The organism is Pseudomonas sp. FG36, from assembly GCF_057809275.1.
In genome coordinates this window covers 1-22,418 of sequence record NZ_JBMDJQ010000056.1, presented here as the reverse complement: position 1 = coordinate 22,418, position 22,418 = coordinate 1, and the positions used below count along the sequence as shown (strand labels likewise).

Sequence of the window (22,418 nt, the reverse complement as noted above, 5' to 3'; positions counted from 1 at the left end):
AGGCTGTTTTCAACGCAGCATCACCGAGTATCAAGGCTTTTCATACAGAGCCTAGGAAAGCAGGGTGGCATCCAGGCTAATGGTCGCGTTCAGCACCTTGGACACAGGGCAGCCGGCCTTGGCCTTGTTGGCGATCTCCTGGAACTGCGCCTCGCTAGCCCCAGGCACGGTGGCCTTGAGGGTCAGGTGAACGGCGGTGATGGCAAAGCCATCGGCCTGCTTGTCCAGGCTCACCTCGGCGTGAGTGTCGATCCGTTCAGGCGTGAATCCCGCCTCGCCCAACATCATCGACAACGCCATGGAGAAGCAGCCGGCATGGGCAGCGCCGATCAGCTCTTCCGGGTTGGTCCCGGGCGTGCCTTCGAAACGGGTGTTAAAGCCGTAGGGCGCTTGCTTGAGCGCGCCGCTTTCAGTGGAGATCTGGCCCTTGCCGTCCTTCAGGCCACCTTGCCAGACCGCCGATGCTGTCTTCTTCATGCTGCCTCCTGTCACAGGGTTGGGGTGTCTAAGGTTCTGAGGACCAGGCCCACGCCAAGTTCAGATCAATCTGCAAGAAGGCATTGAATCCAGCGAATATGCCCATACAGAGTCCAGAAGGCCCATGGCCAACCACCTGTAGCGGAGGCTCCAATGACGCACCTGCGAGACCTGAAGATTTCCACCCTCGACCTGGTGCCCGTGCGCGCCGACGGCAGCCCAGCGCAATCGCTGCGCAATTCGCTGGACCTGGCGCAACACGTCGAGGGCTTCGGCTACAACCGCTTCTGGGTCGCCGAGCATCACAACATGGACGGTATCGCCAGCTCGGCCACCGCCGTACTGATCGGTTACCTCGCCGGGGGTACCTCGACCATCCGCATCGGCTCTGGCGGGGTGATGCTGCCCAACCACGCACCGCTGGTGATCGCCGAACAGTTCGGCACTCTCGCCAGCCTGTACCCAGGCCGCATCGACCTGGGCCTGGGCCGCGCCCCCGGTTCCGACCAGATGACCGCCCGCGCCTTGCGCCGCGAGCGCTCCGGCAGCGCCGACGACTTTCCGGACGATGTCGAGGAACTGTCGCGCTACCTGGGCCCGCGCACCGACGACCAGAAGGTCATCGCCGTGCCCGGCCACGACACCGAGGTGCCCATGTGGCTGCTCGGCTCCAGCCTGTTCAGCGCGCAGCTCGCCGGCATGCGCGGCATGCCCTACGCCTTCGCTTCGCATTTCGCGCCGCGCTACATGCACGAGGCGATCCGCATCTATCGCGACCATTTCAAGCCGTCGACGACGCTGGACAAGCCTTACGTGATGCTGGGCATTCCGATGGTGGTGGCTGAAACCGACGAAAAGGCCGAATACCTGGCCACCTCGGTGTACCAGCGCATCCTCGCGCTGATCCGTGGCCAGAGCCTGATGCAGCGTCCGCCCGTCGAGAGCATGAATGGCCTTTGGCTGCCCCATGAACGTGATGCGGTGAGCAGCTTCCTGGGCCTGGCGATGATCGGCAGCCCGCAGAAGGTGAGGGCGAAGGTCGAGGTGTTGCTGGAGCAGACGGGGGCAGACGAGCTGATTTTCACCAGTGACCTGTATGAGCACGCCGACCGGATCAAGTCCTATGAGCTGATGGCGCAGGCGCTCAAGGCCGAGTGAACTCAATCGCGGGGCAAGCCGCTGCGACTTGCCCCGCGATCAGGATTCGATCAGCCGCGGCGGTAGACGATTTCCTTGGTCCCACCTTCGCAGCTGCCGATTACCTTGCCGGCCGGCTCGCCCTTGTTGACGATCTCCAGCGAGTACCCCTTCACCCCTTTGGCATCGAGCTTCGCCGCAATCTCAGCCTTGAGTTCCTCGCACGGCTTGCCCGCTGCCATCGCGCCGCCAGCCAACACCATCAGCCCCACGGCCAGAATCAATTTCTTCATCGATCGCTTTCCTTGTACAGATCAAAGACAAAAAGGGCGCGAAGCACGCGCCCTGCAACCTTGATACCCCAACACGCCGGGCAAGCCTAGCCCAGCTTGGTTTCAGCTGTTGGCGATGCGGAACCCAACCTTCAGCGTCACCTGGAAATGCGCGGCCTTGTTGTCACGGATATGCCCGCGGGTATCGATCACTTCGAACCATTCCAGGTGCTTGATGCTCTTGCCGGCCTCGGCCAGGGCATTGTTGATCGCTTCTTCGATGCTGGTGGGCGAAGACCCGACCAGCTCGATCTTCTTGTAGGTGTGATGATCCGACATGAGCGCTCTCCTTGAGTGGGTAGTGGCTTGAGCCTAGCAGCACAGGCCCGGTTTACCTGCGAGCGATCGCCGCAGGTGAAAGTTCGATCGCACTTTCACCCAGCTGCGCAGTCGCAACCTGTACATCCCCACTCAGCAAGGAGAGTCGACATGGCACGCAATGCGTTGCGCAAAACCTCACTGGAAAGCATGGAAGCCGAGATCGAAAGCCTCCTCAAGACTCTGGAGGACATGAAGCACGATGCGTCGGAAGAAACGCAGAAGACCATGAAGACGCTGCGCGGCAACGCCGAAAGCGCCCTCAAGCACTCACGCAGCCTGCTCAGCGATGCCTACGAGGAAGTGAAGACCCGCACCCGCGAAACCGGCGTAGCCACCCGCGACTATGCCCAGGAACACCCCTGGACCACCGCAGGTGTCGCGGTGGGCGCCCTGGGCCTGCTGGCCGCCTACCTGATGTGCCGCCGCAACTAACCCGTCTGTCGCTGCAGCTCCTGGCGCAGCCATTGCGCCAGTTGCTCGGCGCGCCCGTCCGCGGCGCGCCGGGGTACCCACAAGGCCAGTGCCGCATTGGTCGGGGAAAAGCCCCATGGCGCGACCAACCGCCCGGCCTTCAGGTCGTCCGCCACCAGCGGTTGCGGGGCGATGGCCACACCCAGCCCGGCCACCGCTGCTTCCAGCAAGTAGTAGAGATGCTCGAAGGCTTGCCCGTAGCTCAGCGCCTCGGGCGCCAGCCCATGCTGTCGCGCCCAGGTAGGCCAAGCCTGCGGCCGCGAGGTCGTATGGAGTACGGCAACATGCTGCAAAGCCACGGCTGGCAAGGCTTTCAAACGATCGAAGGCGTCAAAGCGCGGGCTCATCACCGGGCCGATGCGCTCCTCGGCGAGCACGTGTACCTGCATGTCCGCCGGCCACGGTGGCTCTGCGTAGACCAGCAGTGCGTCCAGCCCCGGGCGTCGCGGATCAAGGTCACCTTCGCCCGCTGACAGGTGCAGGCGCAGCTCAGGCAGGTCGGCTTTCAGGCGCCCCAGGCGGGGGATGAACCAACGCGCCAGCAAGCTGCCGGAGCAACCGAGCACGAACGGCGCTTCGTCGGCATCGCGGGAAAGCTCGGCGCAGACACCGCGCAGCCGGTCGAAGGCCTCGAAGCTGGCATCGCGCAGACGCACACCGGCATCTGTGAGTTTGACGCCGCGCCCGTCCTTGACGAACAAGGCTACCCCCAGATGCTCCTCAAGCACCTTGATCTGCCGGCTGACCGCGCCATGGGTGACATGAAGCACTTCTGCTGCCTGGCTGACACTGTTCAGCCGGGCTGTCGCCTCGAAGGCCCGCAACGCATTGAGGGGAGGAAGGTCCTGAGCCATCTTACTTGTGAGTTTTCCTGACAGGTTTGCGCAATCTTATCGGTTTTCAGCCGGCCACGTCGTGGTTAGAGTAAAGCCCATCGAATCTCTACTTCGCCTACGGAGCGCCCCATGACCCAGACCCAATACCGCCCCGGCCCCGACGCCAACGGCCTGTTCGGCTCGTTCGGCGGCCGCTACGTGGCCGAAACCCTGATGCCGCTGGTACTCGACCTTGCCCGCGAGTACGAAGCCGCCAAGGCCGACCCCAAGTTCCTCGAAGAGCTGGCCTACTTCCAGCGCGACTACATCGGCCGGCCCAACCCGCTGTACTTCGCCGAGCGCCTGACCGAGCACTGCGGCGGCGCCAAGATCTTCTTCAAGCGTGAAGAGCTCAACCACACCGGCGCGCACAAGGTGAACAACTGCATCGGCCAGGTGCTGCTGGCCAAGCGCATGGGCAAGAAACGCCTGATTGCCGAAACCGGCGCCGGCATGCACGGCGTGGCCACCGCCACCGTCGCCGCGCGCTTCGGCCTGCCCTGCGTGATCTACATGGGCGCCACCGACATCGAGCGCCAGCAGGCTAACGTGTTCCGCATGAAGCTGCTGGGCGCCGAAATCGTCCCGGTCACCGCTGGCACCGGCACGCTCAAGGACGCCATGAACGAGGCCCTGCGCGACTGGGTCACCAACGTCGACGACACCTTCTACCTGATCGGCACCGTGGCAGGTCCCCACCCGTACCCGGCAATGGTCCGCGACTTCCAGTCGATCATCGGCAAAGAGACCCGCGCCCAGCTGCACGAGAAAGAAGGGCGCCTGCCCGACAGCCTGATCGCCTGCGTCGGCGGCGGCTCCAACGCCATGGGCCTGTTCCACGAGTTCCTCGAAGAGCCGAGCGTCAAGATCATCGGCGTCGAGGCCGGCGGCCACGGCGTGCACACCGACAAGCACGCGGCCAGCCTGAACGGCGGCGTACCAGGCGTGCTGCACGGCAACCGCACCTACCTGCTGCAGGACGACGACGGCCAGATCACCGACGCCCACTCGATTTCCGCAGGCCTGGACTACCCCGGCATCGGCCCGGAGCACGCCTACCTGCATGAAGTGAAGCGTGTGGAATACGTCAGCATCACCGACGACGAAGCCCTCGACGCCTTCCACATCAGCTGCCGCCTCGAAGGCATCATCCCGGCGCTGGAAAGCTCCCACGCCCTGGCCGAGGCAATCAAGCGCGCGCCGACGCTGCCCAAGGACCACTTGATGGTGATCTGCCTGTCCGGTCGCGGCGACAAGGACATGCAAACCGTGATGAACCACATGGCCGCCCAGGAGAAACAGGCATGAGCCGTCTCGAACAACGCTTCGCCGATCTCAAGGCCGAAGGCCGCTCGGCACTGGTCACCTTCGTTACCGCAGGCGACCCCGGCTACGATGCCTCGCTGCAAATCCTCAAGGGCCTGCCGGCCGCCGGTGCCGACGTGATCGAGCTGGGCATGCCGTTCACCGACCCAATGGCCGACGGCGTGGCGATCCAGCTCGCCACCCTGCGCGCCCTGGAAGCCGGCCAGACCCTGGCCAAGACCTTGCAGATGGTGCGTGAATTCCGTGTGGATAACCAAACCACCCCGATCGTGCTGATGGGTTACTACAACCCGATCCATCGCTTCGGCGTGGAGCAGTTCGTCGCCGAAGCCAAGGAAGCTGGTGTCGATGGCCTGATCATCGTCGACCTGCCGCCCGAGCATGACGCCGAGCTGGCCACCCCGGCCCAGGCCGCCGGCATCGACTTCATCCGCCTGACCACCCCGACCACCGACGACGCGCGCCTGCCACGCGTGCTGGAGCGCAGCTCCGGATTCGTCTACTACGTCTCGGTGGCCGGTGTGACCGGTGCGGGCTCGGCGACCACCGAGCATGTGACCGAGGCCATTGCGCGCCTGCGTCGGCATACCGACCTGCCGATCAGCGTTGGTTTCGGCATTCGTACGCCGGAGCAGGCTGCGGCTATCGCCCGCCTGGCCGATGGCGTGGTGGTGGGCTCGGCGCTGGTCGACAAGATCGCCCAGGCCAAGGGTGCCGAGCAGGCCGTGACTGATGTGCTGAGCCTTTGCTCGGCGCTGGCTGAAGGTGTGCGCGCGGCACGCAACTAAGTGCGAGGGCTTCGCCCTCGATCGCCGGCAAGCCGGCTCCCACACGACTCGTGGGAGCTTGCCGGCCCAAGCAACTAGCCTTCGAAAATCGACAGATCCAACGGCCTGATTGCCCCCATCCAGATCGCATGATCGCGGTGATCCGCCAGTTCATCCCCGGTTTCCGGGTGCAGGAACACCACCAGTCCCTTGCGATACAGCGCCAGCCACGGCAGCACCACCCCCACCACCTCCGGCCCGAACGCCAGCTGGCAGCTCCAGTCCGGGTGCGGCCCGACCGGTTTCTGGTGCATGCGGCCCATGGTCACGGGAAACAGCCGCGTCGCCTCCTCGCATAGCTCACGGGCCTGTTCCATGGTCGATGCGTCGTAGTACACGTGGGCGTGATAGCCCTTGATCCTTTGCACGGTGGCTCCTGATTGCAGTAATGCGAACATCTTGAAGTCTACGCCATCTCATTACAGGCGCTCCTGCTCCAACCAATCCACAAACCGCTCGATCAACGCCCCACGCCGCTTGCGTGGCGGCAGCACCACGTAATACCCCCGCTTCGAGCGCAAACTGCCTTCCAGCGGCCGGCACAGCAGCCCCTGCTCGACCAGCCCATCCACCAGGTGCGCCCAGCCGATCGCCACGCCCTGGCCGGCAATCGCGGCCTGAATCAGCAGGGTGTAGTTGTCGAACCGCAGCTGACCGGACGGAGGAGGGCTGTCCACACCAAGACCACGGAAAACCCCGGCCCAATCGAACCAGCGACTGGCCTGCTCACCCTTCAAGTGCAGCAATGGCAATCGCTGCAAAGCCACGGCTGACAAGGGTTTGCCATGAACCAGACGAGGGCTGCACACCGGGAAAACTTCCTCATCGAACAGCCAGCGGCTCTCGCCCTGATGGAAGCGCCCATCACCGAACAGCACCGCCACATCGATGTCCGGGCGTAGCATCGCCTGGCTGCGCTCGCCGGTCACCAGGCTCACGTCCACCTGTGGATATGCCTCGTGGAAACGCTGCAAGCGCGGCATCAGCCAGAACGCCGCAAAGGCGAAGTCGGTAGCCACCTGCAGCACTTCGCGCTGGCCGCGCCCGCTGGCTTGGGCAACGCCATCGTCCATCGCCTGCAAGCCTTGATGCACCTGCTCGAACAACAGCAACCCCGCCTCGGTCAGCTCGATGCCCCGGTAGATCCGGTCGAACAATCGCGTGCCCAGCTGTGCCTCCAGGCGCTTCATCTGCTGGCTGACTGCCGGCTGGGTGGTGCCCAGTTCAACGGCGGCAGCGGTGAAGCTGCGCAAGCGGGCGGCGGCCTCGAATACGCGCAAGGTGTCGAGGGGCAGGTCGGCAAGGTGCTCAAACATAAGCTTGGCTAATCCCAGTCATTGCCCGGCATGGGCTTTACCCCTGTTATCCACAGCAGCATGCTGGATTGCAAGTGGTACCCATAACCCTCGACGATGGAAGGCCCCATGAAACGACCCAACATCCTGTTCATCATGGCCGATCAGATGGCCGCGCCTTTGCTGCCGATCTACACCCCGTCGCCGATCAAGATGCCCCACCTGGCCCGCCTCGCCGAACAGGCCGTGGTGTTCGACAGTGCCTACTGCAACAGCCCCCTGTGTGCGCCGTCGCGCTTCACCCTGGTCAGCGGTCAGTTGCCCAGCCGTATCGGCGCCTACGACAACGCTGCCGATTTCCCCGCCGACGTGCCCACCTACGCCCACTACCTGCGCCGCCTCGGCTACCGCACAGCGCTATCGGGCAAGATGCACTTCTGCGGCCCGGACCAGCTGCACGGCTACGAAGAACGCCTGACCAGCGATATCTACCCGGCAGACTACGGCTGGGCGGTGAACTGGGATGAACCGGAGGTGCGCCCAAGCTGGTACCACAACATGTCCTCGGTGTTGCAGGCCGGGCCCTGCGTGCGCACCAACCAGCTGGATTTCGACGAAGAGGTGGTGTTCAAGGCGCGCCAGTACCTCTATGACCATGTGCGCGAGGACGAGGGCCGGCCGTTCTGCCTGACCGTCTCCATGACCCACCCCCACGACCCCTACACCATTCCCAAGCACTACTGGGACATGTACGAGGCTGTGGATATCCCGCTGCCGCGTGACGAAATCGCCCAAGGCCAGCAGGACCCGCACTCGCAACGCCTGCTCAAGGTCTACGACCTGTGGAACAAGCCGCTGCCCGTGGACAAGATCCGCGACGCCCGCCGCGCCTACTTCGGCGCCTGCAGCTACATCGACGACAACATCGGCAAGCTGCTGCAGACCCTCGAGGAGTGCGGCCTGGCCGACGACACCCTGATCGTGTTCTCGGGCGATCACGGCGACATGCTTGGCGAGCGCGGGCTCTGGTACAAGATGCACTGGTTCGAGATGTCGGCGCGGGTGCCGCTGCTGATCCACGCGCCCAAGCGCTTCGGGCCAGCTCGCGTCAGCGCCAGCGTTTCCACCTGCGACCTGTTGCCGACCCTGGTCGAACTGGCCGGCGGCGCTGTGGATAACCACCTGCACCTGGACGGCCGCTCGCTGCTCGGCCACCTGCAAGGGCAGGGCGGGCATGACGAGGTAATAGGCGAGTACATGGCCGAAGGCACGGTCGGCCCGCTGATGATGATCCGCCGTGGCCCCTACAAGTTCGTGTACAGCGAAGACGACCCATGGCTACTCTACGACCTGAGCCGCGACCCGCACGAGCGGGAGAACCTCACCGGCAGCCCGGACCACCAGGCGCTGCTGCAGGCATTTGCCGATGAAGCCAGGCAGCGCTGGGATATCCCGGCCCTGCGCCAGCAGGTGCTGGCCAGCCAACGGCGCCGCCGCCTGGTGGCCGAGGCACTGGCCATCGGCAAGCTGAAAAGCTGGGACCACCAACCGTTGGTGGACGCCAGCCAACAGTACATGCGCAACCATATCGATCTCGACGACCTCGAGCGCAAGGCACGTTATCCACAGCCCGCACCCCTGGATTGAGAAGAGAGGCCGCCATGCAGAAGTTCTCCACCGCCGTGCTCACCCTGGCCCTGAGCCTGGGCACGGCACACGCCGCCGACAGCGACGCGCAATGCAGCACCGTGAAGATGGCCGACCCCGGCTGGAGCGATATCGCCAGCACCAACGCCGTGGCCCGGCTGCTCCTGGAAAGCCTGGGGTACCAGGTGAAGATCGACAGCCTGGCCGTGCCGATCATCTACGGCGGCCTGAAAGATGGCCGGGTGGATGCTTTCCTCGGCAACTGGATGCCGGCGCAGCAGGGCTTCCATGACAAGTTCATCGCCAATGGCGATGTGCAGCAACTGGCGAAAAACCTGGAAGGTACCGAGTTCACCCTGGCGGTGCCCGATTACGTATGGAACGCGGGCGTGAAAGACTTCGCCGACCTGCACAAGCATGCCGAGCAGTTCGACAAGAAGCTCTACGGCATCGGCTCCGGCGCGCCGGCCAACTTGTCGCTGAAAGAGATCATCGACAAGAATGAGTTCGACCTGGGCCAGTGGAAACTGGTCGAGTCCAGCGAGCAGGCGATGCTCGCTCAAGTGGACCGGGCAGTGAAGAAGCAGCAGTTCATCACCTTCCTTGGCTGGACTCCGCATCCGATGAACGTGAAGCTGAAGATGCATTACCTCACGGGCGGTGAGAAATGGTTCGGCAGCAAGGGCGATGTCTACACCCTGACCCGCAAAGGTTATCCACAAGCCTGCCCGAATGCGGCGAAGCTGCTGGGGAACTTGAAGTTCTCGCTGGAGATGGAGAACAGCATCATGGCCGAGGTTGTGGATAAGAAGGTGAGCTTCGATGAGGCGGCCAAGGCTTGGGTGAAGGCGCATCCGCAGTTGTTGGAAGGGTGGTTGGCTGGAGTGACCACCAAAGCCGGTGGTGACGCGCTAGAGGCTATAAAGACCAAACTATGACTTAACAAGCGACACAACACCTGTAGGAGCGGCTTTAGCCGCGATTACCCGCGCAGTGGGTGCCAGACACCGCGTTGCCTGCATCGCGGCTGAAGCCGCTCCTACAGCGATCATGCACCTCAAGGACACCCCATGCCCCGCCTGACCCACCTGCTGCCCTTCCTCACCTGGCTGCCCCGCCAATCGGGTCGCAGCTTGCGCCAGGACCTGCTGGTGGGCCTGAGCGGCGCCATCCTCGCCCTGCCGCAGTCCATCGCCTACGCCCTGATCGCCGGGCTGCCCGCCGAGTACGGCCTGTACGCCGCCATCGTCCCTGTGCTGATCGCCTGCCTGTGGGGCTCGTCCTGGCACCTGATCTGCGGGCCCACGGCCGCCATCTCCATCGTCCTCTACGCCAGCATCAGCCCCCTGGCCGTGGCCGGCAGCGCCGACTATGTAACCCTGGTACTGCTGCTGACCTTCCTCGGCGGCATCTTCCAGTTGCTGCTGGGGCTGTTGCGCTTCGGTGCGCTGGTCAATTTCGTTTCCCACTCGGTGGTGCTGGGCTTCACCCTCGGCGCCGCCATCGTCATCGCCCTTGGGCAGCTACCGAACCTGCTGGGGATGGACCTGCCGAGCCAGGCCACGGCGTTGAAGACTGTGCAGGACCTGGCTGGGCACATGGGCGAAGTGGATATGCCATCGCTGGCCCTGGGCCTGGCCACGCTGGTGATCGGCATAGCTCTGAAACTATGGCGCCCGCGCTGGCCAAGCCTGTTGATAAGCCTGCTGCTGGTCAGCCTGGTGGCCTGGCTAATGCCTGGCGTGTTCGGCCATGTGCCCAGGGTGGCTGCGTTCACCGGGCAGCTCCCGCCCTTCAGCCCGCTGCCTCTGCTGGACGTGGAACTGATGCTGCGCCTGCTGCCCAGCGCTGTGGCGGTGGGCATGCTGGGGCTGGTCACCAGCCTGTCGATTGCCCGCTCGTTGTCGGCACGTTCGGAGCAATTGATCGACCCTGACCAGGAAATCCGCGCACAGGGCCTGTCGAACATCGGCGGCGCGTTTTTCTCCGGCTACCTGTCCGCAGGTTCCTTCACTCGCTCGGGCCTGAGCTACGATGCCGGCGCCCGCTCGCCACTGGCTGGGGTGTCCTCGGCCTTGTGGGTGGCGCTGTTCGCGGTGACCGGCGCCGGGCTGATCGCCCACCTGCCGATTCCGGCGATGGCGGGGAGTATCCTGCTGATCTGCTGGGGACTGGTGGACCATCGCGGCATTCGCGCGCTGTTCCGGGTCAGCCGCTCGGAGTTCCTGGTGATGGCACTGACGGCGGCGGCGACGTTGCTGCTGGAGTTGCAGACGGCGATTTATGCCGGGGTGCTGGCCTCATTGTTCTTTTACCTCAAGCGCACCTCACGGCCACGGGTGCAGCAAAGCCGGGAAGGGGAGGCTGACATCTTGCGGGTGGGGGGGTCGATCTTCTTTGGCGCGGCGCATTACCTGCAGGTGCGCCTTCAGCGCTGCCAGGGGCCACACGTAGTGATCGATGCGCGGCAGGTGAACTTCATCGATTACTCGGGTGTGGATATGTTGCACCGCGAGGCGCGACGGTTGATGCGCAGTGGCGGGAGCCTGACGTTGCAGCGGGCAAGGCCGCAGGTGATCGAAGAACTACAGAAGCTGGAGGGTACGACGGCCTGTCCGATCCACTTCACGGACTAACCGTCAACTGGCACTTCTGTCAGTTGCAGGCAGCGAAACGACGACCAGAATGTGAGCCAGGCCCACTCACTTGGAAGCATGGCATGAGCAACGGATTCGCTCGCATCGCTTTGGCTCTGGTGCCCCTGCTGGCTGCACCTGCAAGCCATGGTGCTTGCTGGACCGCCACTGATGCCCAGGCGCGCATTGCTCGACTGGACAGCGACATGAACGCGCGCGAACCCTACACCGGCAAGCCGCAATCCGCGGCGAAGCTCGCTTACTACCGGCAGCAGATCGAGCAGGAGCGCGAGCTAATCCAACAGCAACCCGAGGTCAGTTGCGTGCCAGTTGTCGACGCAGCTCATCCAGCACAGGTGCCGTGTCCGGACGCACGCCCCGCCAGATGAAGAACGCCTCGGCGGCCTGCTCCGCCAGCATTCCCAACCCATCCAGCACCTTGGCCGCACCCAGCTTGCTCGCCCACTGGCAGAACGGCGTCGGTTCCTTGCCGTACATCATGTCGTAGCAAACGGTACGCCCGGCTTCGACCAGGCTGTCGGCAATTGGCGGCAGCTCGCCAGCCAGGCTTGCCGAGGTGGCGTTGATGATCACGTCCACCGGCTCCTGCAACCAGGCAAAACCGCTGGCCACCACTGGCCCGAGCTCATCGAACTCTCGGGCCAGCTGCTCGGCCTTCTCCACCGTGCGGTTGGCAATCACCAGCGATTGCGGCTTGTGCGCCAGGATCGGCTCCAGCACGCCACGCACCGCACCGCCGGCACCAAGAATGAGGATGCGCTTGCCGGCCAGCTCGACCCCGGCATTGACGGTGAGGTCACGCACCAACCCGGCGCCATCGGTGTTGTCGCCTTGCAACGTACCGTCGGCCAGCTTGCTCAAGGTGTTCACCGCGCCGGCACGCTTGGCACGTGGGGTGAGGCTGTCGCACAGGCGGTAGGCCTCTTCCTTGAACGGCACGGTGACGTTGGCGCCGCTGCCTTGCTTGAAGAAGCCACGGGCGCAGTCGCTGAACTCGTCCAGCGGCGCCAGCAGGGTGGCGTACTCCAGGTCCTCGCCGGTCTGGTCGGCGAACAGACGGTGGATCAGCGGCGATTTGCTGTGGCCGATGGGGTTACCAAAAACAACGTACTGGTCCATGGGTGATCCTCGGGTTTCCACAGGCTTACTGGGCGAGCCAGTCGCGGTCTTGCAGGAAGTACTCGGTCAGGCGCGCTTCTTCGCTGCCTGGTTCGGCTTTCCAATCGTAGCCCCAGCGCACTTGCGGTGGCAGCGACATCAGGATCGATTCGGTGCGGCCACCGGACTGCAGGCCGAACAGGGTGCCACGGTCGTAGACCAGGTTGAACTCGACGTAGCGGCCACGACGGTATTCCTGGAATTCGCGCTGGGCGGGGGTATACGGGGTGTCCTTGCGGCGCTGGACGATCGGCAGGTAGGCCTCGACGTAGGCGTCACCGATGGCGCGGATGAAGGCGAAGCAGGTATCGAAGTCCCACTCGTTCAGGTCATCGAAGAACAGACCGCCGATGCCGCGTGGCTCGCCACGGTGCTTGAGGTGGAAGTAGCGGTCGCACCAGGCCTTGTAGCGCGGGTACACGTCGGCTCCGAACGGCGCGCAGGCCTGCTCGGCCACGCGGTGCCAGTGCACGCAGTCTTCTTCATTGCCGTAGTAGGGGGTCAGGTCGAAGCCGCCGCCGAACCACCATACTGCCTCTTCACCCTCTTTTTCGGCGATGAAGAACCGCACGTTGGCGTGGGAAGTCGGCACATGCGGGTTGTGCGGATGGATCACCAGCGACACGCCCAGCGCCTCGAACCCACGGCCCGCCAGCTCCGGACGGTGGGCACTGGCCGACGGCGGCAGGCCGCTGCCGAACACGTGGGAGAAGTTCACCCCGCCTTTCTCGATCACCTTGCCGTCGCCGATCACCCGCGTGCGACCGCCGCCGCCGGCATCGCGCACCCAGGCATCCTCGACGAAGCGGGCGCCGCCGTCTTCGTTCTCGAGGGCAGTGCAGATGCGGTCTTGCAGGTCGAGCAGGTAGGCTTTCACGGCCTCGGTGCGGCTGGTCATCGGGTCACCTGGAAGGAGCGGGGAAAATTCGCCGCGTAGCATAACACCGGCCGACGCCGCGTCGTAGTTGACGGCAGTCAAGCAAAGGCGTCCGCTGGAGAATTATCAAGCCCTTCGATTAAACCATCGAAATGATGGGAGTGCCGACCCTTAAATAGTTCATTATTTAAAACAATCAACATTAATAAAATTTGACTGCATAAGCATTCATTTTAGTAAACTTGGAGCTGTAGACCCCTGCTCCAGGTAATAGTCAAACAGGATTGAATCATTCACTTAGTATAGTAATTGTCATAACAGCCTCTCTGCCCCCATTAAATCTTGGTCTGATAATTTTACGAAAAACTTCACCCCTGCCCCCCGGTCCGTCTGTTATCCAAAAGAAATCCCCTACCTGCAAATTCTCAAATGCGTATTTGGCGTCCTCTTGAGAAATATTCAATCTAGAACCATCATCGTTATTGTATACTTCATAAAACATATTAACCACCTCGCCGTAGGCTATTACGATACCGCACTTGTTACGCACTATTCTTTGATTTTTTCCAGATCTCAGCAACTGATAAAAATCTGAGTTGACGATAATTGCAATTAGTGATAGATGGGTAGTGAGTTGATACTTTCAGTAAACTGGTCCCGGCCACAGGAGTGCGAGATGGTCAAGCGTATCCAATTCAGCCAGCATGGCGGCCCGGAAGTGTTGCAGTTGGTGGAGTTCGACCCGGCCCCGCCCGGCCCGCAGCAGGTGTGCGTGCGCAACCATGCGATCGGCCTGAATTTCATCGACACCTATTTCCGTGGCGGGCTGTATGCGCCGCCGTCGCTGCCATCCGGGCTGGGTACCGAAGCGGCGGGGGTGGTCGAGGCGGTGGGCGAGGGCGTCAGCCGGATCAAGGTCGGCGACCGCGTGGCCTATGCCGGCGGGCCGCTGGGGGCCTACAGCGAGGTGCATACGCTGCCGGAGGCCAACCTGGTCAAGCTGCCGGATGCGATCAGCTTCGAGCAGGCGGCGGCGGTGATGCTCAAGGGGCTGACCACGCAGTACCTGCTCAAGCAGACCTATGCCGTTCAGCCGGGGGATTTCGTGCTGTTCCATGCTGCTGCCGGTGGGGTGGGATCGCTGGCTTGCCAGTGGGCCAAGGCGCTGGGGGCGAAGCTGATTGGTACCGTCAGCTCTCCCGAGAAAGCCGAGCGGGCCAAGGCACTCGGGGCCTGGGCGACCATCGACTACAGCCATGAAGATGTGGCCAAGCGTGTGCTGGAGCTGACAGACGGTCAGAAGTGCGCGGTGGTGTATGACGGCGTGGGGGCCAATACCTGGCTGACTTCGCTGGATTGCCTGAGGCCACGAGGGTTGATGGTGAGTTTCGGCAATGCGTCGGGGGCGGTGAGCGGGGTGAACCTGGGGATCCTGTCGCAGAAGGGCTCACTGTATGTGACCCGACCGACGCTGGGGAGCTATGCCAACAATGCCGAGAATACTCAGGCCATGGCCGATGACCTGTTCGCGATGATCGCCAGTGGCAAGCTGGTTGTGGATATCCAGCAGCGGTATCCGTTGAGCGAGGCGGCCACGGCGCAGAGTGAGCTGTCGGCGCGGCGGACGGTGGGCTCGACTGTTCTGCTGCCTTGAAATCCTGGGGCCGCTCTGCGGCCCATTCGCTGGCAAGCCTGCTCCCACAGGGACCGCGCAAACCTCCTGGATGACGCTGTACCTGTGGGGGCCGGCTTGCCGGCGATGGCGTCAGTTCAGCCAGCGGGCCTTTCGGCTACAGACGCTGACTCAATGCCCTCAAGCATCGCCTCCACCAACCCCTCCGCCATTTCCAGCGAATGCAGGCTCGACCAGTACATGCCGCGCCCCTCGTCACGCAGGTGGTCGAGGGCCTTGATGCCGGTGTCGTAGGCGCAGCGCAGATAGAGCGCGACGTGCACCAGGGCGTCATGGGCTTCGATGTTGGGGTTTACGGTGAAAAGCGGCGGATGGCCAGCATCGCAGCGGCCGAAGGGGTGGGTGGAGGTGTTGGGGAGGGGTGGATCGGGGACGATCTTTTTCATCATGAGATCTCGCATCTAGACCGGCACGCATCCGTTACCACACGGATGGGTGGCAGCTGCATACGGGGTGGTAAACCGGGAGAGATCTCAAAACCCGGCAGGCACGAGGCCTCCCGCATGCAGCCACCATAGACTGCCAAGATCTCTCCCTGCTCGGGTTACCACACCCGATCGCCAAGTTATTCGGCGACGGTCTGGAGCCTAGAAGCAAGCGCTCCCACTGAGAAGGTAATGGCGGTCGACAGACCGCGTAGGATATTTCTCTGAATTCGAAATGGGCAGCCTTGGGGATCAAGATCAGAAAATGCTGAACCTAGCACCGCCCCTGTGGGAGCTGGCTTGCCAGCGATAGGGCCAGTTCAGGCAATGATGCTGCCCCTGCTGGCCTCATCGCTGGCAAGCCAGCTCCCACAAAGGTTACTCACAGGGCTTGAGTCTTCACCCCGGGCGCACAACCTCGCCGGTCGCCAGGTCCCGAATCAGGCTCGGATTCTTCCGCCCACCCAACGCCCCACCCAGCACCATGTCCAGCTGCTTGTGGAAATACTGCTCCACCCGCAACCGGCTCTTGGCCGCCGGGCGCCCGGCCGGGTTGCAGGACGTGGAAATCAACGGGCCCACCAGCGCGCACAGCTCACGCACCTGTGGGTGATCGCTGACCCGCAATGCCACGCTGTCATGCTGCCCGGTCACCCACTCGGGCAGCAGGTCCTGGTGCGGCACCAGCCAAGTGTTCGGCCCCGGCCAGGTGGCGGCCATGCGGTCGATCCAGTCCTGGGGGAAGTCTTCGAACAGGAAGTCAAACTGGTGGATGCTGTCGGCGACCAGGATCAGGCCTTTATCCACAGGCCGCGACTTCAACGCCAACAGTCGATACACCGCGTCCTCGTTCCACGGGTCGCAGCCCAGGCCCCAGACCGCTTCCGTCGGATAGGCGATCACCGCACCCGCCTTCACCTCACGCGCGGCTTGTTGCACACGCCAACTGCTCACCATTTCCGTCTCTCCGCATAAACGCCGTGTGCGCAGTGTACTTAGCCGGAACGGGCAAACCAACGCCCGGCTTCATTGCTGACCCGGCCCTCTAGCTCCAACTCGGTCAGGCTGGCCAGCACCTGGGCCAACGGCTGGCCGCTGCTGTGCGCCAGGCCCTCGCTGGTGTGGGGTGCGGCGTGGAGCAAGGCGAGCAGGGGATGGTCGGCTTTGCCCACAGGCGCGCCCGGCAGGTTCTGCCAACCGCGCAGGCTGTCGAGGATCTGCTCCACGCTTTCCACCAGCAACGCGCCGTCGCGAATCAGCTGGTGGCAGCCCTTGGCGCCGGGGTGGTGGATCGAACCCGGAATGGCATACACCTCGCGCCCTTGTTCCGCGGCAAGGCGCGCGGTAATCAATGAGCCGCTGGCGATGCTCGCCTCGACCACCAGCACGCCGAGCGACAGCCCGCTGATGATGCGGTTGCGCCTGGGGAAGTTACCGGCCAGCGGTCCGGCATCCAGCGGGTACTCGGAGACCAGCGCGCTGCCACTGTCGAGCATCGCCCGGGCAAGGTCACGGTGGCGCTGTGGATAAAGTTTTTGCAACCCCGTGCCGAGCACTCCAATGGTCTGCCCTCCGGCTTTCAGCGCGGCCCGATGAGCGGCACCGTCAACGCCCAGCGCCAGCCCGCTGGTGATGGTGAACCCGGCTTGCGCCAGGCAGCGCGAAAACGCAGCCGCAGTATCCAGCGCCGGTGGTGAAGCACGCCTGCTACCCACAATCGCCAGCTGCGGATGCTCCAGCAAAGCGGGGTCACCGGCGACGAACAGCAGGGGTGGCGGGTCGTCGATTTCACTCAGCAATGCGGGGTAGCCAGGCCCGTCCCACATCAGCAAATGCTGGCCCGGGCGCTCTATCCAGGCCATTGCAGCCAATGCGCCGTCGCGCACTTCAGGGCTGCGACGGGCATCGATACTGGCGGCTGGCAACCCCAGCGCACGCCAGGCACTGGCCGGCGCACTGAGTGCCGATGAGGCATTGCCAAAGGCTTCGATCAGGGTAAGAAAGCGGCGCAGGCCGATGTCGGGGAGGCGATGCAGACGCAGCCGCGCCTCCAGTTCGGCAGGCGAGCAAGGCGACGAACGGAGTGTGCTCATGGGTGATCCTCCTTGATCGACAGGGGGCCATCGGCGTGGCACAACCTGTGGATAACTTTGTGGGTAATACTTTGAAAAGCTGTCCATTAAATGGCAGCTATCAAGCCCATAGAGACCCTAGCCGAGCTTTCACAGGTGCCTTGTCCACCGTTTCCCTTTATTATGTGTGCTCAGTTTTCAACCGACCGCACAGTGACTGCCTGACCGCCATGGCCATTTTGAACATTCTCGAATTTCCCGATCCGCGCCTGCGTACCATTGCCAAACCGGTAACGGTGTTTGACGACGCCTTGCGCCAGCTGATCGACGACATGTTCGAAACCATGTACGAGGCCCCGGGCATCGGCCTGGCAGCGACTCAGGTCAACGTACACCAGCAAGTCGTGGTGATGGACCTGAGCGAAGATCGCAGCGAGCCGCGCGTCTTCATCAACCCCAGCGTCGAAGAGCTGACCCATGACATGGGCCAGTACCAGGAAGGCTGCCTGTCGGTGCCGGGCTTCTACGAAAACGTCGACCGCCCGCTGCGCGTCCGGGTCAAGGCCCAGGACCGCGACGGCAAGCCGTACGAGCTGGAATGCGAGGGCCTGTTGGCGGTGTGCGTGCAGCACGAGTTCGATCACCTCAACGGCAAGCTGTTCGTCGACTACCTGTCGCAGCTCAAACGTGACCGGATCAAGAAGAAGCTGGAAAAGCAGCACCGCCAGCAAGCCTGATCCCCACCTTCCAGAAGGCTTGCTCCGGCAAGCCTTTTTCTTTTTCAAGAAGCGAGAACTCCATGCGCATCGTCTTCGCAGGCACTCCAGAGTTTGCCGCCGAACACCTCAAGGCCCTGCTCGACAGCCCGTACGAGATCGTGGCCGTCTACACCCAGCCCGACCGCCCGGCCGGGCGTGGCCAGAAGCTGATGCCAAGCGCGGTCAAGGCGCTGGCTGTGGCCCACGATATCCCGGTGTACCAGCCGCAGACCCTGCGCAACGCCGACGCCCAGGCCGAACTCGCCGCACTGAAGCCGGACCTGATGGTGGTGGTCGCCTACGGCCTGATCCTGCCGCAAGCTGTGCTGGATATCCCACGTCTGGGCTGCATCAACAGCCACGCCTCTCTGCTGCCGCGCTGGCGCGGCGCGGCGCCGATCCAGCGCGCCGTTGAAGCCGGTGACGCCGAGAGCGGCGTGACCGTGATGCGCATGGAAGCAGGTCTGGACACCGGCCCGATGCTGCTCAAGGTGGTGACCCCGATCAGCGCCGAGGACACCGGCGGTACCCTGCACGACCGCCTCGCCACCATGGGCCCGGGCGCCGTGGTGCAGGCCATCGCCGGCCTGGCCGATGGCAGCCTGCAAGGTGAAGTGCAGGACGATGCCCTGGCCACCTACGCCCACAAGCTGAACAAGGACGAAGCGCGCATCGACTGGAGCCGCCCGGCCGTGGAGCTTGAGCGCCTGATCCGCGCCTTCAACCCCTGGCCGGTGTGCCACAGCACCCTGGACGGCGAAAGCGTGAAGGTACTGGCCGCCAACTTGTCCACAGCCCAGGGCGCCCCCGGCGAAATCCTGTCGGCCAGCAAAGATGGCCTGGTGGTCGCCTGCGGTGACCAGGCCCTGAGCCTGACCCGCCTGCAACTGCCGGGTGGCAAGGCCCTCAACTTCGCCGACCTGTTCAACAGCCGCCGCGAGAAATTCGCCAGTGGCAAGGTGCTCGGCCAATGAACCCACGCCTGGCTGCCGCCCGTGCCTTGGCCGCTGTGCTCAGCGGCAAGGCTTCGCTGAACAGCTCGCTGCCGGCGCAACTGGACAAGGTCGATGAGCGCGACCGTGGCCTGACCCAGGACCTGGCCTTCGGCACCGCCCGCTGGCAGCCGCGCCTGGACCTGCTGGCCGCGCAACTGTTGCAGAAGCCGTTCAAGGCCGCCGACGCCGATGTGCAGGCGCTGCTGCTGGTCGGCCTGTACCAGCTGTTCTACAGCCGCATTCCGGCCCACGCAGCCATCGGCGAGACCGTCGGGTGTGCCGACAAGCTCAAGAAGCCTTGGGCAAAGGGCCTGCTCAACGCGGTGCTGCGCCGCGCCCAGCGTGAAGGGGAGGCACTGTTGGCCGACATGGAGCGCGACCCGGTGGTGCGCACCGCCCACCCGCGCTGGCTGCAGAAGTCGCTCAAGGCCTTCTGGCCTGAACAGTGGGAGGCCATCTGCGCCGCCAACAACGCCCACCCGCCGATGATCCTGCGGATCAACCGCCGCCATCACAGCCGCGACGCTTATCTAGCGCTGCTGGCCGAGGCCGGCATCGGCGCCAGCGCCTGCCAGTACAGCCGTGACGGCATCGTCCTGGCCGAGGCTTGCGACGTGCGCGGCCTGCCAGGCTTCGCCGAAGGTTGGGTGAGCGTGCAGGACGAAGCCGCGCAGCTGTCCGCCGACCTGCTGGAACTGGCCCCCGGCCAGCGCGTGCTCGACGCCTGCTGCGCCCCAGGCGGCAAGACCTGCCACCTGCTTGAAGCCGAACCGGGCTTGGCGCACATGGTCGCCATCGACCTCGAGGCCAAGCGCCTGACCCGCGTGCGCGAGAACCTCGACCGCCTCAAGCTCGATGCCGAGCTGATCGCCTGCGACGCCCGCGACACCGCCAGTTGGTGGGACGGCAAGCCGTTCCAGCGCATCCTGCTCGACGCCCCGTGCTCGGCCACTGGGGTGATCCGCCGCCACCCGGACATCAAGCTGACCCGCCAGGCCGACGACATTCCGGCCTTGGCCGCGCTGCAAGGTGAACTACTCGATGCCCTGTGGCCGACCCTGGAAGTGGGCGGCATGCTGCTGTACGCCACCTGCTCGAGCCTGCCGACCGAGAACACCGAAGTGATCGACGCCTTCCTCGCCCGCACCCCCGGTGCCCGCGAGCTGGACCTGGCCACCGAGGCCGGTCTGCGCCAGCCCCACGGGCGCCAGCTACTGGCCCAGGAAGGCGGCCACGACGGCTTCTACTATGCCAAGCTGATCAAGATCGCCGCCTCGCGGTAAGCACAAGAACGTAGGGAGTAGTGGATGAAGATCATCATCCTCGGCGCAGGTCAGGTGGGCGGCACGCTGGCGGAACACCTGGCCAGCGAAGCCAATGACATCACCGTGGTCGATACCGATGGCGAGCGCCTGCGCGACCTCGGCGACCGCCTCGACATCCGCACCGTGCAAGGGCGCGCCTCGCTGCCGACGGTGTTGCGCCAGGCCGGCGCCGACGATGCCGACATGCTGGTGGCGGTGACCAACAGCGACGAGACCAACATGGTCGCCTGCCAGGTGGCGTACTCGCTGTTCCACACCCCGACCAAGATCGCCCGGGTGCGCGAGTCGGCCTACCTGACCCGCGAAGAACTGTTCGACAACGACCATATTCCGGTGGATGTGCTGATCAGCCCCGAGCAGGTGGTGACCAACTACATCAAGCGCCTGATCGAACACCCCGGCTCCCTGCAGGTGATCGACTTCGCCGAAGGCAAGGCCCAACTGGTGGCTGTCCGGGCCTACTACGGCGGGCCGCTGGTCGGCCAGCAACTGCGTCAGATCCGCGCCCACATGCCCAACGTCGACACCCGCGTGGCGGCCATCTTCCGCCGCGACCGGCCGATCACCCCACAGGGTGACACGGTGATCGAGGCCGACGACGAAGTGTTCTTCATCGCCGCGAAGAAGGACATCCGCGCGGTGATGGGCGAGTTGCGCCGCATCGACGAGAGCAACAAGCGCGTGGTCATCGCCGGTGGCGGGCAGATCGGCGAGCGCCTGGCCGAGGCCATCGAGAGCCGCTACCAGGTGAAGATCATCGAGATGAACCCGGCCCGTTGCCGCCAGCTCTCCGATACCCTGGAAAGCACCGTGGTGCTGCAGGGCAGCGCCTCGGACAAGGACCTGATGCTCGAAGAGAACATCGCCGACGCCGACATCTTCCTGGCCCTGACCAACGACGACGAGGCCAACATCATGGCGTCGCTGCTGGCCAAGCGCCTGGGCGCGCGCAAGGTGATGACCATCATCAACAACCCGGCCTATGTCGACCTGGTGCAGGGCGGCGACATCGACATCGCCATCAGCCCGCAGTTGGCCACCATCGGTACCCTGCTGGCCCACGTGCGCCGTGGCGATATTGTCAGCGTGCATTCGCTGCGCCGCGGTGCGGCCGAGGCCATCGAGGCCGTGGCCCATGGCGATTCGAAGTCGAGCAAGGTGGTCGGCAAGGCCATCGAGGACATCAACCTGCCGCCGGGCACCACCATCGGCGCAATCATCCGCGAAGACGAAGTGATGATCGCCCACGACGACACGGTGATCGAGTCTGGCGACCATGTGATTCTGTTCGTTGTGGATAAAAAGCATATTCGGGACGTGGAGAAGCTGTTCCACGTGGGCTTGAGTTTCTTCTAGGAGGGAAGGGCATGCGTGAATCGCTGGAGAAGATGCTGGCCAAGGGTGTGGATAACCCGCTGCTGCGCTTTGGCTTGGGCAAGGCCTGGCTGGACGAGGGCAATGGCGCTGAGGCGGCGGTGCACCTGGCCAGCCGCGTGAAGCAGGACCCCAAGTATTCGGCGGCATGGAAGCTGCTGGGCAAGGCGTATCAGCTCAGCGGAGATCTGGCTGGCGCGCGCAAGGCCTGGGAGGAGGGGATAGTCGCGGCGCAGGCCCATGGCGACAAGCAGGCCGAGAAGGAGATGACGGTGTTTCTCAAGAAGCTGAACAAGGCCAACACCTGAGTCAGAACTACGTCGTGGGGGGGGGGGGGGGGGGGGGGGGGGGGGGGGGGGGGGGGGGGGGGGGGGGG

General features: G+C 64.1%; 24 protein-coding genes. 13 read left to right on the top strand and 11 right to left on the bottom strand.

Going from position 1 to position 22,418, the window contains the following annotated elements:
- Positions 1 to 51: 51 nt before the first annotated feature.
- Entirely contained in the window at positions 52 to 477 is a 426-nt protein-coding gene (locus tag ACODS9_RS25550; protein ID WP_028688713.1) for an OsmC family protein, read from the bottom strand.
- Between the two features lie 153 nt (positions 478 to 630).
- Between ACODS9_RS25550 and ACODS9_RS25545 the strand changes: the two genes are divergently transcribed.
- Positions 631 to 1,635, top strand: a complete 1,005-nt coding sequence (locus ACODS9_RS25545; protein WP_038707101.1) for an LLM class flavin-dependent oxidoreductase — start codon at positions 631 to 633, stop codon at positions 1,633 to 1,635.
- Between the two features lie 50 nt (positions 1,636 to 1,685).
- On the opposite strand, the gene ACODS9_RS25540 is transcribed toward ACODS9_RS25545, so the two are convergent.
- Positions 1,686 to 1,907, bottom strand: coding sequence for a DUF1161 domain-containing protein (locus ACODS9_RS25540; protein ID WP_023632600.1), 222 nt, complete (start codon positions 1,905 to 1,907; stop codon positions 1,686 to 1,688).
- Positions 1,908 to 2,009: 102 nt separating this feature from the next.
- On the bottom strand, positions 2,010 to 2,225 hold the full coding sequence (locus ACODS9_RS25535; protein WP_023632599.1) for a dodecin: 216 nt from the start codon (positions 2,223 to 2,225) through the stop codon (positions 2,010 to 2,012).
- Between the two features lie 150 nt (positions 2,226 to 2,375).
- On the opposite strand from ACODS9_RS25535, the gene ACODS9_RS25530 reads away from it, so the two are divergent.
- Positions 2,376 to 2,699: an ElaB/YgaM/YqjD family protein gene (locus tag ACODS9_RS25530; protein WP_401108123.1), complete on the top strand. Its 324-nt coding sequence runs from the start codon at positions 2,376 to 2,378 to the stop codon at positions 2,697 to 2,699.
- Here the strand turns inward: ACODS9_RS25530 and ACODS9_RS25525 are convergent.
- A complete protein-coding gene (locus tag ACODS9_RS25525) occupies positions 2,696 to 3,592 on the bottom strand; it encodes a LysR family transcriptional regulator (RefSeq protein ID WP_401108120.1) in 897 nt (298 codons plus the stop codon). The two genes, ACODS9_RS25530 and ACODS9_RS25525, sit on opposite strands and share 4 nt — an antisense overlap.
- 111 nt (positions 3,593 to 3,703) lie before the next feature.
- Here ACODS9_RS25525 and trpB point away from each other — a divergent pair, with 111 nt between their 5' ends.
- Together trpB and trpA are read left to right on the top strand one after the other, a co-directional pair.
- Complete coding sequence (gene trpB, locus ACODS9_RS25520) at positions 3,704 to 4,921, top strand: tryptophan synthase subunit beta (RefSeq protein WP_367857523.1); 1,218 nt, start codon at positions 3,704 to 3,706, stop codon at positions 4,919 to 4,921.
- Positions 4,918 to 5,727 (top strand): tryptophan synthase subunit alpha, encoded by an 810-nt coding sequence (trpA, locus tag ACODS9_RS25515; protein ID WP_104444667.1) that lies wholly within the window; start codon positions 4,918 to 4,920, stop codon positions 5,725 to 5,727. The genes trpB and trpA overlap by 4 nt, the downstream gene beginning before the upstream one ends.
- 74 nt (positions 5,728 to 5,801) lie before the next feature.
- Here trpA and ACODS9_RS25510 read toward each other — a convergent pair whose 3' ends face one another.
- Positions 5,802 to 6,134, bottom strand: a complete 333-nt coding sequence (locus ACODS9_RS25510) for a DOPA 4,5-dioxygenase family protein (protein WP_011531491.1) — start codon at positions 6,132 to 6,134, stop codon at positions 5,802 to 5,804.
- 51 nt (positions 6,135 to 6,185) lie between these two features.
- Positions 6,186 to 7,082 carry a choline sulfate utilization transcriptional regulator gene (locus tag ACODS9_RS25505; RefSeq protein WP_489095048.1) on the bottom strand — a complete coding sequence of 299 codons (897 nt, stop codon included), beginning with the start codon at positions 7,080 to 7,082 and terminating at the stop codon, positions 6,186 to 6,188.
- Between the two features lie 108 nt (positions 7,083 to 7,190).
- Between ACODS9_RS25505 and betC the strand changes: the two genes are divergently transcribed.
- From betC to ACODS9_RS25490, 3 genes are all read left to right on the top strand, one after another.
- Positions 7,191 to 8,708 (top strand): choline-sulfatase, encoded by a 1,518-nt coding sequence (betC, locus tag ACODS9_RS25500; protein WP_489095047.1) that lies wholly within the window; start codon positions 7,191 to 7,193, stop codon positions 8,706 to 8,708.
- Positions 8,709 to 8,722: 14 nt separating this feature from the next.
- Positions 8,723 to 9,646 carry a choline ABC transporter substrate-binding protein gene (gene choX, locus ACODS9_RS25495; protein WP_401108115.1) on the top strand — a complete coding sequence of 308 codons (924 nt, stop codon included), beginning with the start codon at positions 8,723 to 8,725 and terminating at the stop codon, positions 9,644 to 9,646.
- Between the two features lie 132 nt (positions 9,647 to 9,778).
- Positions 9,779 to 11,344 carry a SulP family inorganic anion transporter gene (locus tag ACODS9_RS25490; protein ID WP_489095046.1) on the top strand — a complete coding sequence of 522 codons (1,566 nt, stop codon included), beginning with the start codon at positions 9,779 to 9,781 and terminating at the stop codon, positions 11,342 to 11,344.
- A 315-nt stretch (positions 11,345 to 11,659) separates the two neighbouring features.
- Here the strand turns inward: ACODS9_RS25490 and aroE are convergent, their stop codons facing one another.
- On the bottom strand, positions 11,660 to 12,484 hold the full coding sequence (gene aroE, locus ACODS9_RS25485) for a shikimate dehydrogenase (protein ID WP_489095045.1): 825 nt from the start codon (positions 12,482 to 12,484) through the stop codon (positions 11,660 to 11,662).
- Between the two features lie 25 nt (positions 12,485 to 12,509).
- A complete protein-coding gene (gene hemF / locus ACODS9_RS25480; protein ID WP_094010811.1) occupies positions 12,510 to 13,421 on the bottom strand; it encodes an oxygen-dependent coproporphyrinogen oxidase in 912 nt (303 codons plus the stop codon).
- A gap of 655 nt (positions 13,422 to 14,076) precedes the next feature.
- Here hemF and ACODS9_RS25475 point away from each other — a divergent pair.
- Complete coding sequence (locus ACODS9_RS25475; RefSeq protein ID WP_489095044.1) at positions 14,077 to 15,054, top strand: NADPH:quinone reductase; 978 nt, start codon at positions 14,077 to 14,079, stop codon at positions 15,052 to 15,054.
- Between the two features lie 116 nt (positions 15,055 to 15,170).
- Here ACODS9_RS25475 and ACODS9_RS25470 read toward each other — a convergent pair whose 3' ends face one another.
- The 3 genes from ACODS9_RS25470 to dprA form a co-directional block, all read right to left on the bottom strand.
- On the bottom strand, positions 15,171 to 15,482 hold the full coding sequence (locus ACODS9_RS25470) for a hypothetical protein (protein ID WP_110696911.1): 312 nt from the start codon (positions 15,480 to 15,482) through the stop codon (positions 15,171 to 15,173).
- Positions 15,483 to 15,917: 435 nt separating this feature from the next.
- Positions 15,918 to 16,475, bottom strand: coding sequence for an L-threonylcarbamoyladenylate synthase type 1 TsaC (gene tsaC / locus ACODS9_RS25465; RefSeq protein ID WP_038707096.1), 558 nt, complete (start codon positions 16,473 to 16,475; stop codon positions 15,918 to 15,920).
- Positions 16,476 to 16,513: 38 nt separating this feature from the next.
- Positions 16,514 to 17,611, bottom strand: a complete 1,098-nt coding sequence (dprA, locus tag ACODS9_RS25460; protein ID WP_489095043.1) for a DNA-processing protein DprA — start codon at positions 17,609 to 17,611, stop codon at positions 16,514 to 16,516.
- A gap of 209 nt (positions 17,612 to 17,820) precedes the next feature.
- Between dprA and def the strand changes: the two genes are divergently transcribed.
- The 5 genes from def (at position 17,821) to ACODS9_RS25435 (ending at position 22,350) form a co-directional block, all read left to right on the top strand.
- Complete coding sequence (gene def, locus ACODS9_RS25455) at positions 17,821 to 18,327, top strand: peptide deformylase (RefSeq protein ID WP_038707094.1); 507 nt, start codon at positions 17,821 to 17,823, stop codon at positions 18,325 to 18,327.
- Positions 18,328 to 18,389: 62 nt separating this feature from the next.
- On the top strand, positions 18,390 to 19,322 hold the full coding sequence (gene fmt, locus ACODS9_RS25450; protein ID WP_401108093.1) for a methionyl-tRNA formyltransferase: 933 nt from the start codon (positions 18,390 to 18,392) through the stop codon (positions 19,320 to 19,322).
- On the top strand, positions 19,319 to 20,626 hold the full coding sequence (gene rsmB / locus ACODS9_RS25445) for a 16S rRNA (cytosine(967)-C(5))-methyltransferase RsmB (protein ID WP_489095042.1): 1,308 nt from the start codon (positions 19,319 to 19,321) through the stop codon (positions 20,624 to 20,626). The genes fmt and rsmB overlap by 4 nt, the downstream gene beginning before the upstream one ends.
- A gap of 24 nt (positions 20,627 to 20,650) precedes the next feature.
- A complete protein-coding gene (gene trkA / locus ACODS9_RS25440) occupies positions 20,651 to 22,024 on the top strand; it encodes a Trk system potassium transporter TrkA (protein WP_023629849.1) in 1,374 nt (457 codons plus the stop codon).
- Positions 22,025 to 22,035: 11 nt separating this feature from the next.
- The gene (locus ACODS9_RS25435; RefSeq protein WP_489095041.1) at positions 22,036 to 22,350 is read left to right on the top strand and encodes a tetratricopeptide repeat protein; all 315 of its coding nucleotides are present in this window, start codon (positions 22,036 to 22,038) and stop codon (positions 22,348 to 22,350) included.
- Positions 22,351 to 22,418 lie beyond the last annotated feature (68 nt).

What these genes read in the sequence shown, in the direction of transcription:
- def (WP_038707094.1), top strand. Translation starts at nt 17,821, where the DNA reads ATGGCCATTTTGAACATTCTCGAATTTCCCGATCCGCGCCTGCGTACC.
- ACODS9_RS25435 (WP_489095041.1), top strand. Translation starts at nt 22,036, where the DNA reads ATGCGTGAATCGCTGGAGAAGATGCTGGCCAAGGGTGTGGATAACCCG.
- ACODS9_RS25545 (WP_038707101.1), top strand. Translation starts at nt 631, where the DNA reads ATGACGCACCTGCGAGACCTGAAGATTTCCACCCTCGACCTGGTGCCC.
- ACODS9_RS25470 (WP_110696911.1), bottom strand. Translation starts at nt 15,482, where the DNA reads ATGATGAAAAAGATCGTCCCCGATCCACCCCTCCCCAACACCTCCACC.
- ACODS9_RS25540 (WP_023632600.1), bottom strand. Translation starts at nt 1,907, where the DNA reads ATGAAGAAATTGATTCTGGCCGTGGGGCTGATGGTGTTGGCTGGCGGC.
- trpA (WP_104444667.1), top strand. Translation starts at nt 4,918, where the DNA reads ATGAGCCGTCTCGAACAACGCTTCGCCGATCTCAAGGCCGAAGGCCGC.
- betC (WP_489095047.1), top strand. Translation starts at nt 7,191, where the DNA reads ATGAAACGACCCAACATCCTGTTCATCATGGCCGATCAGATGGCCGCG.
- ACODS9_RS25490 (WP_489095046.1), top strand. Translation starts at nt 9,779, where the DNA reads ATGCCCCGCCTGACCCACCTGCTGCCCTTCCTCACCTGGCTGCCCCGC.
- dprA (WP_489095043.1), bottom strand. Translation starts at nt 17,611, where the DNA reads ATGAGCACACTCCGTTCGTCGCCTTGCTCGCCTGCCGAACTGGAGGCG.
- ACODS9_RS25505 (WP_489095048.1), bottom strand. Translation starts at nt 7,082, where the DNA reads ATGTTTGAGCACCTTGCCGACCTGCCCCTCGACACCTTGCGCGTATTC.
- hemF (WP_094010811.1), bottom strand. Translation starts at nt 13,421, where the DNA reads ATGACCAGCCGCACCGAGGCCGTGAAAGCCTACCTGCTCGACCTGCAA.
- trpB (WP_367857523.1), top strand. Translation starts at nt 3,704, where the DNA reads ATGACCCAGACCCAATACCGCCCCGGCCCCGACGCCAACGGCCTGTTC.
- ACODS9_RS25530 (WP_401108123.1), top strand. Translation starts at nt 2,376, where the DNA reads ATGGCACGCAATGCGTTGCGCAAAACCTCACTGGAAAGCATGGAAGCC.
- aroE (WP_489095045.1), bottom strand. Translation starts at nt 12,484, where the DNA reads ATGGACCAGTACGTTGTTTTTGGTAACCCCATCGGCCACAGCAAATCG.
- rsmB (WP_489095042.1), top strand. Translation starts at nt 19,319, where the DNA reads ATGAACCCACGCCTGGCTGCCGCCCGTGCCTTGGCCGCTGTGCTCAGC.
- choX (WP_401108115.1), top strand. Translation starts at nt 8,723, where the DNA reads ATGCAGAAGTTCTCCACCGCCGTGCTCACCCTGGCCCTGAGCCTGGGC.
- trkA (WP_023629849.1), top strand. Translation starts at nt 20,651, where the DNA reads ATGAAGATCATCATCCTCGGCGCAGGTCAGGTGGGCGGCACGCTGGCG.
- ACODS9_RS25535 (WP_023632599.1), bottom strand. Translation starts at nt 2,225, where the DNA reads ATGTCGGATCATCACACCTACAAGAAGATCGAGCTGGTCGGGTCTTCG.
- ACODS9_RS25550 (WP_028688713.1), bottom strand. Translation starts at nt 477, where the DNA reads ATGAAGAAGACAGCATCGGCGGTCTGGCAAGGTGGCCTGAAGGACGGC.
- ACODS9_RS25475 (WP_489095044.1), top strand. Translation starts at nt 14,077, where the DNA reads ATGGTCAAGCGTATCCAATTCAGCCAGCATGGCGGCCCGGAAGTGTTG.
- fmt (WP_401108093.1), top strand. Translation starts at nt 18,390, where the DNA reads ATGCGCATCGTCTTCGCAGGCACTCCAGAGTTTGCCGCCGAACACCTC.
- ACODS9_RS25525 (WP_401108120.1), bottom strand. Translation starts at nt 3,592, where the DNA reads ATGGCTCAGGACCTTCCTCCCCTCAATGCGTTGCGGGCCTTCGAGGCG.
- tsaC (WP_038707096.1), bottom strand. Translation starts at nt 16,475, where the DNA reads ATGGTGAGCAGTTGGCGTGTGCAACAAGCCGCGCGTGAGGTGAAGGCG.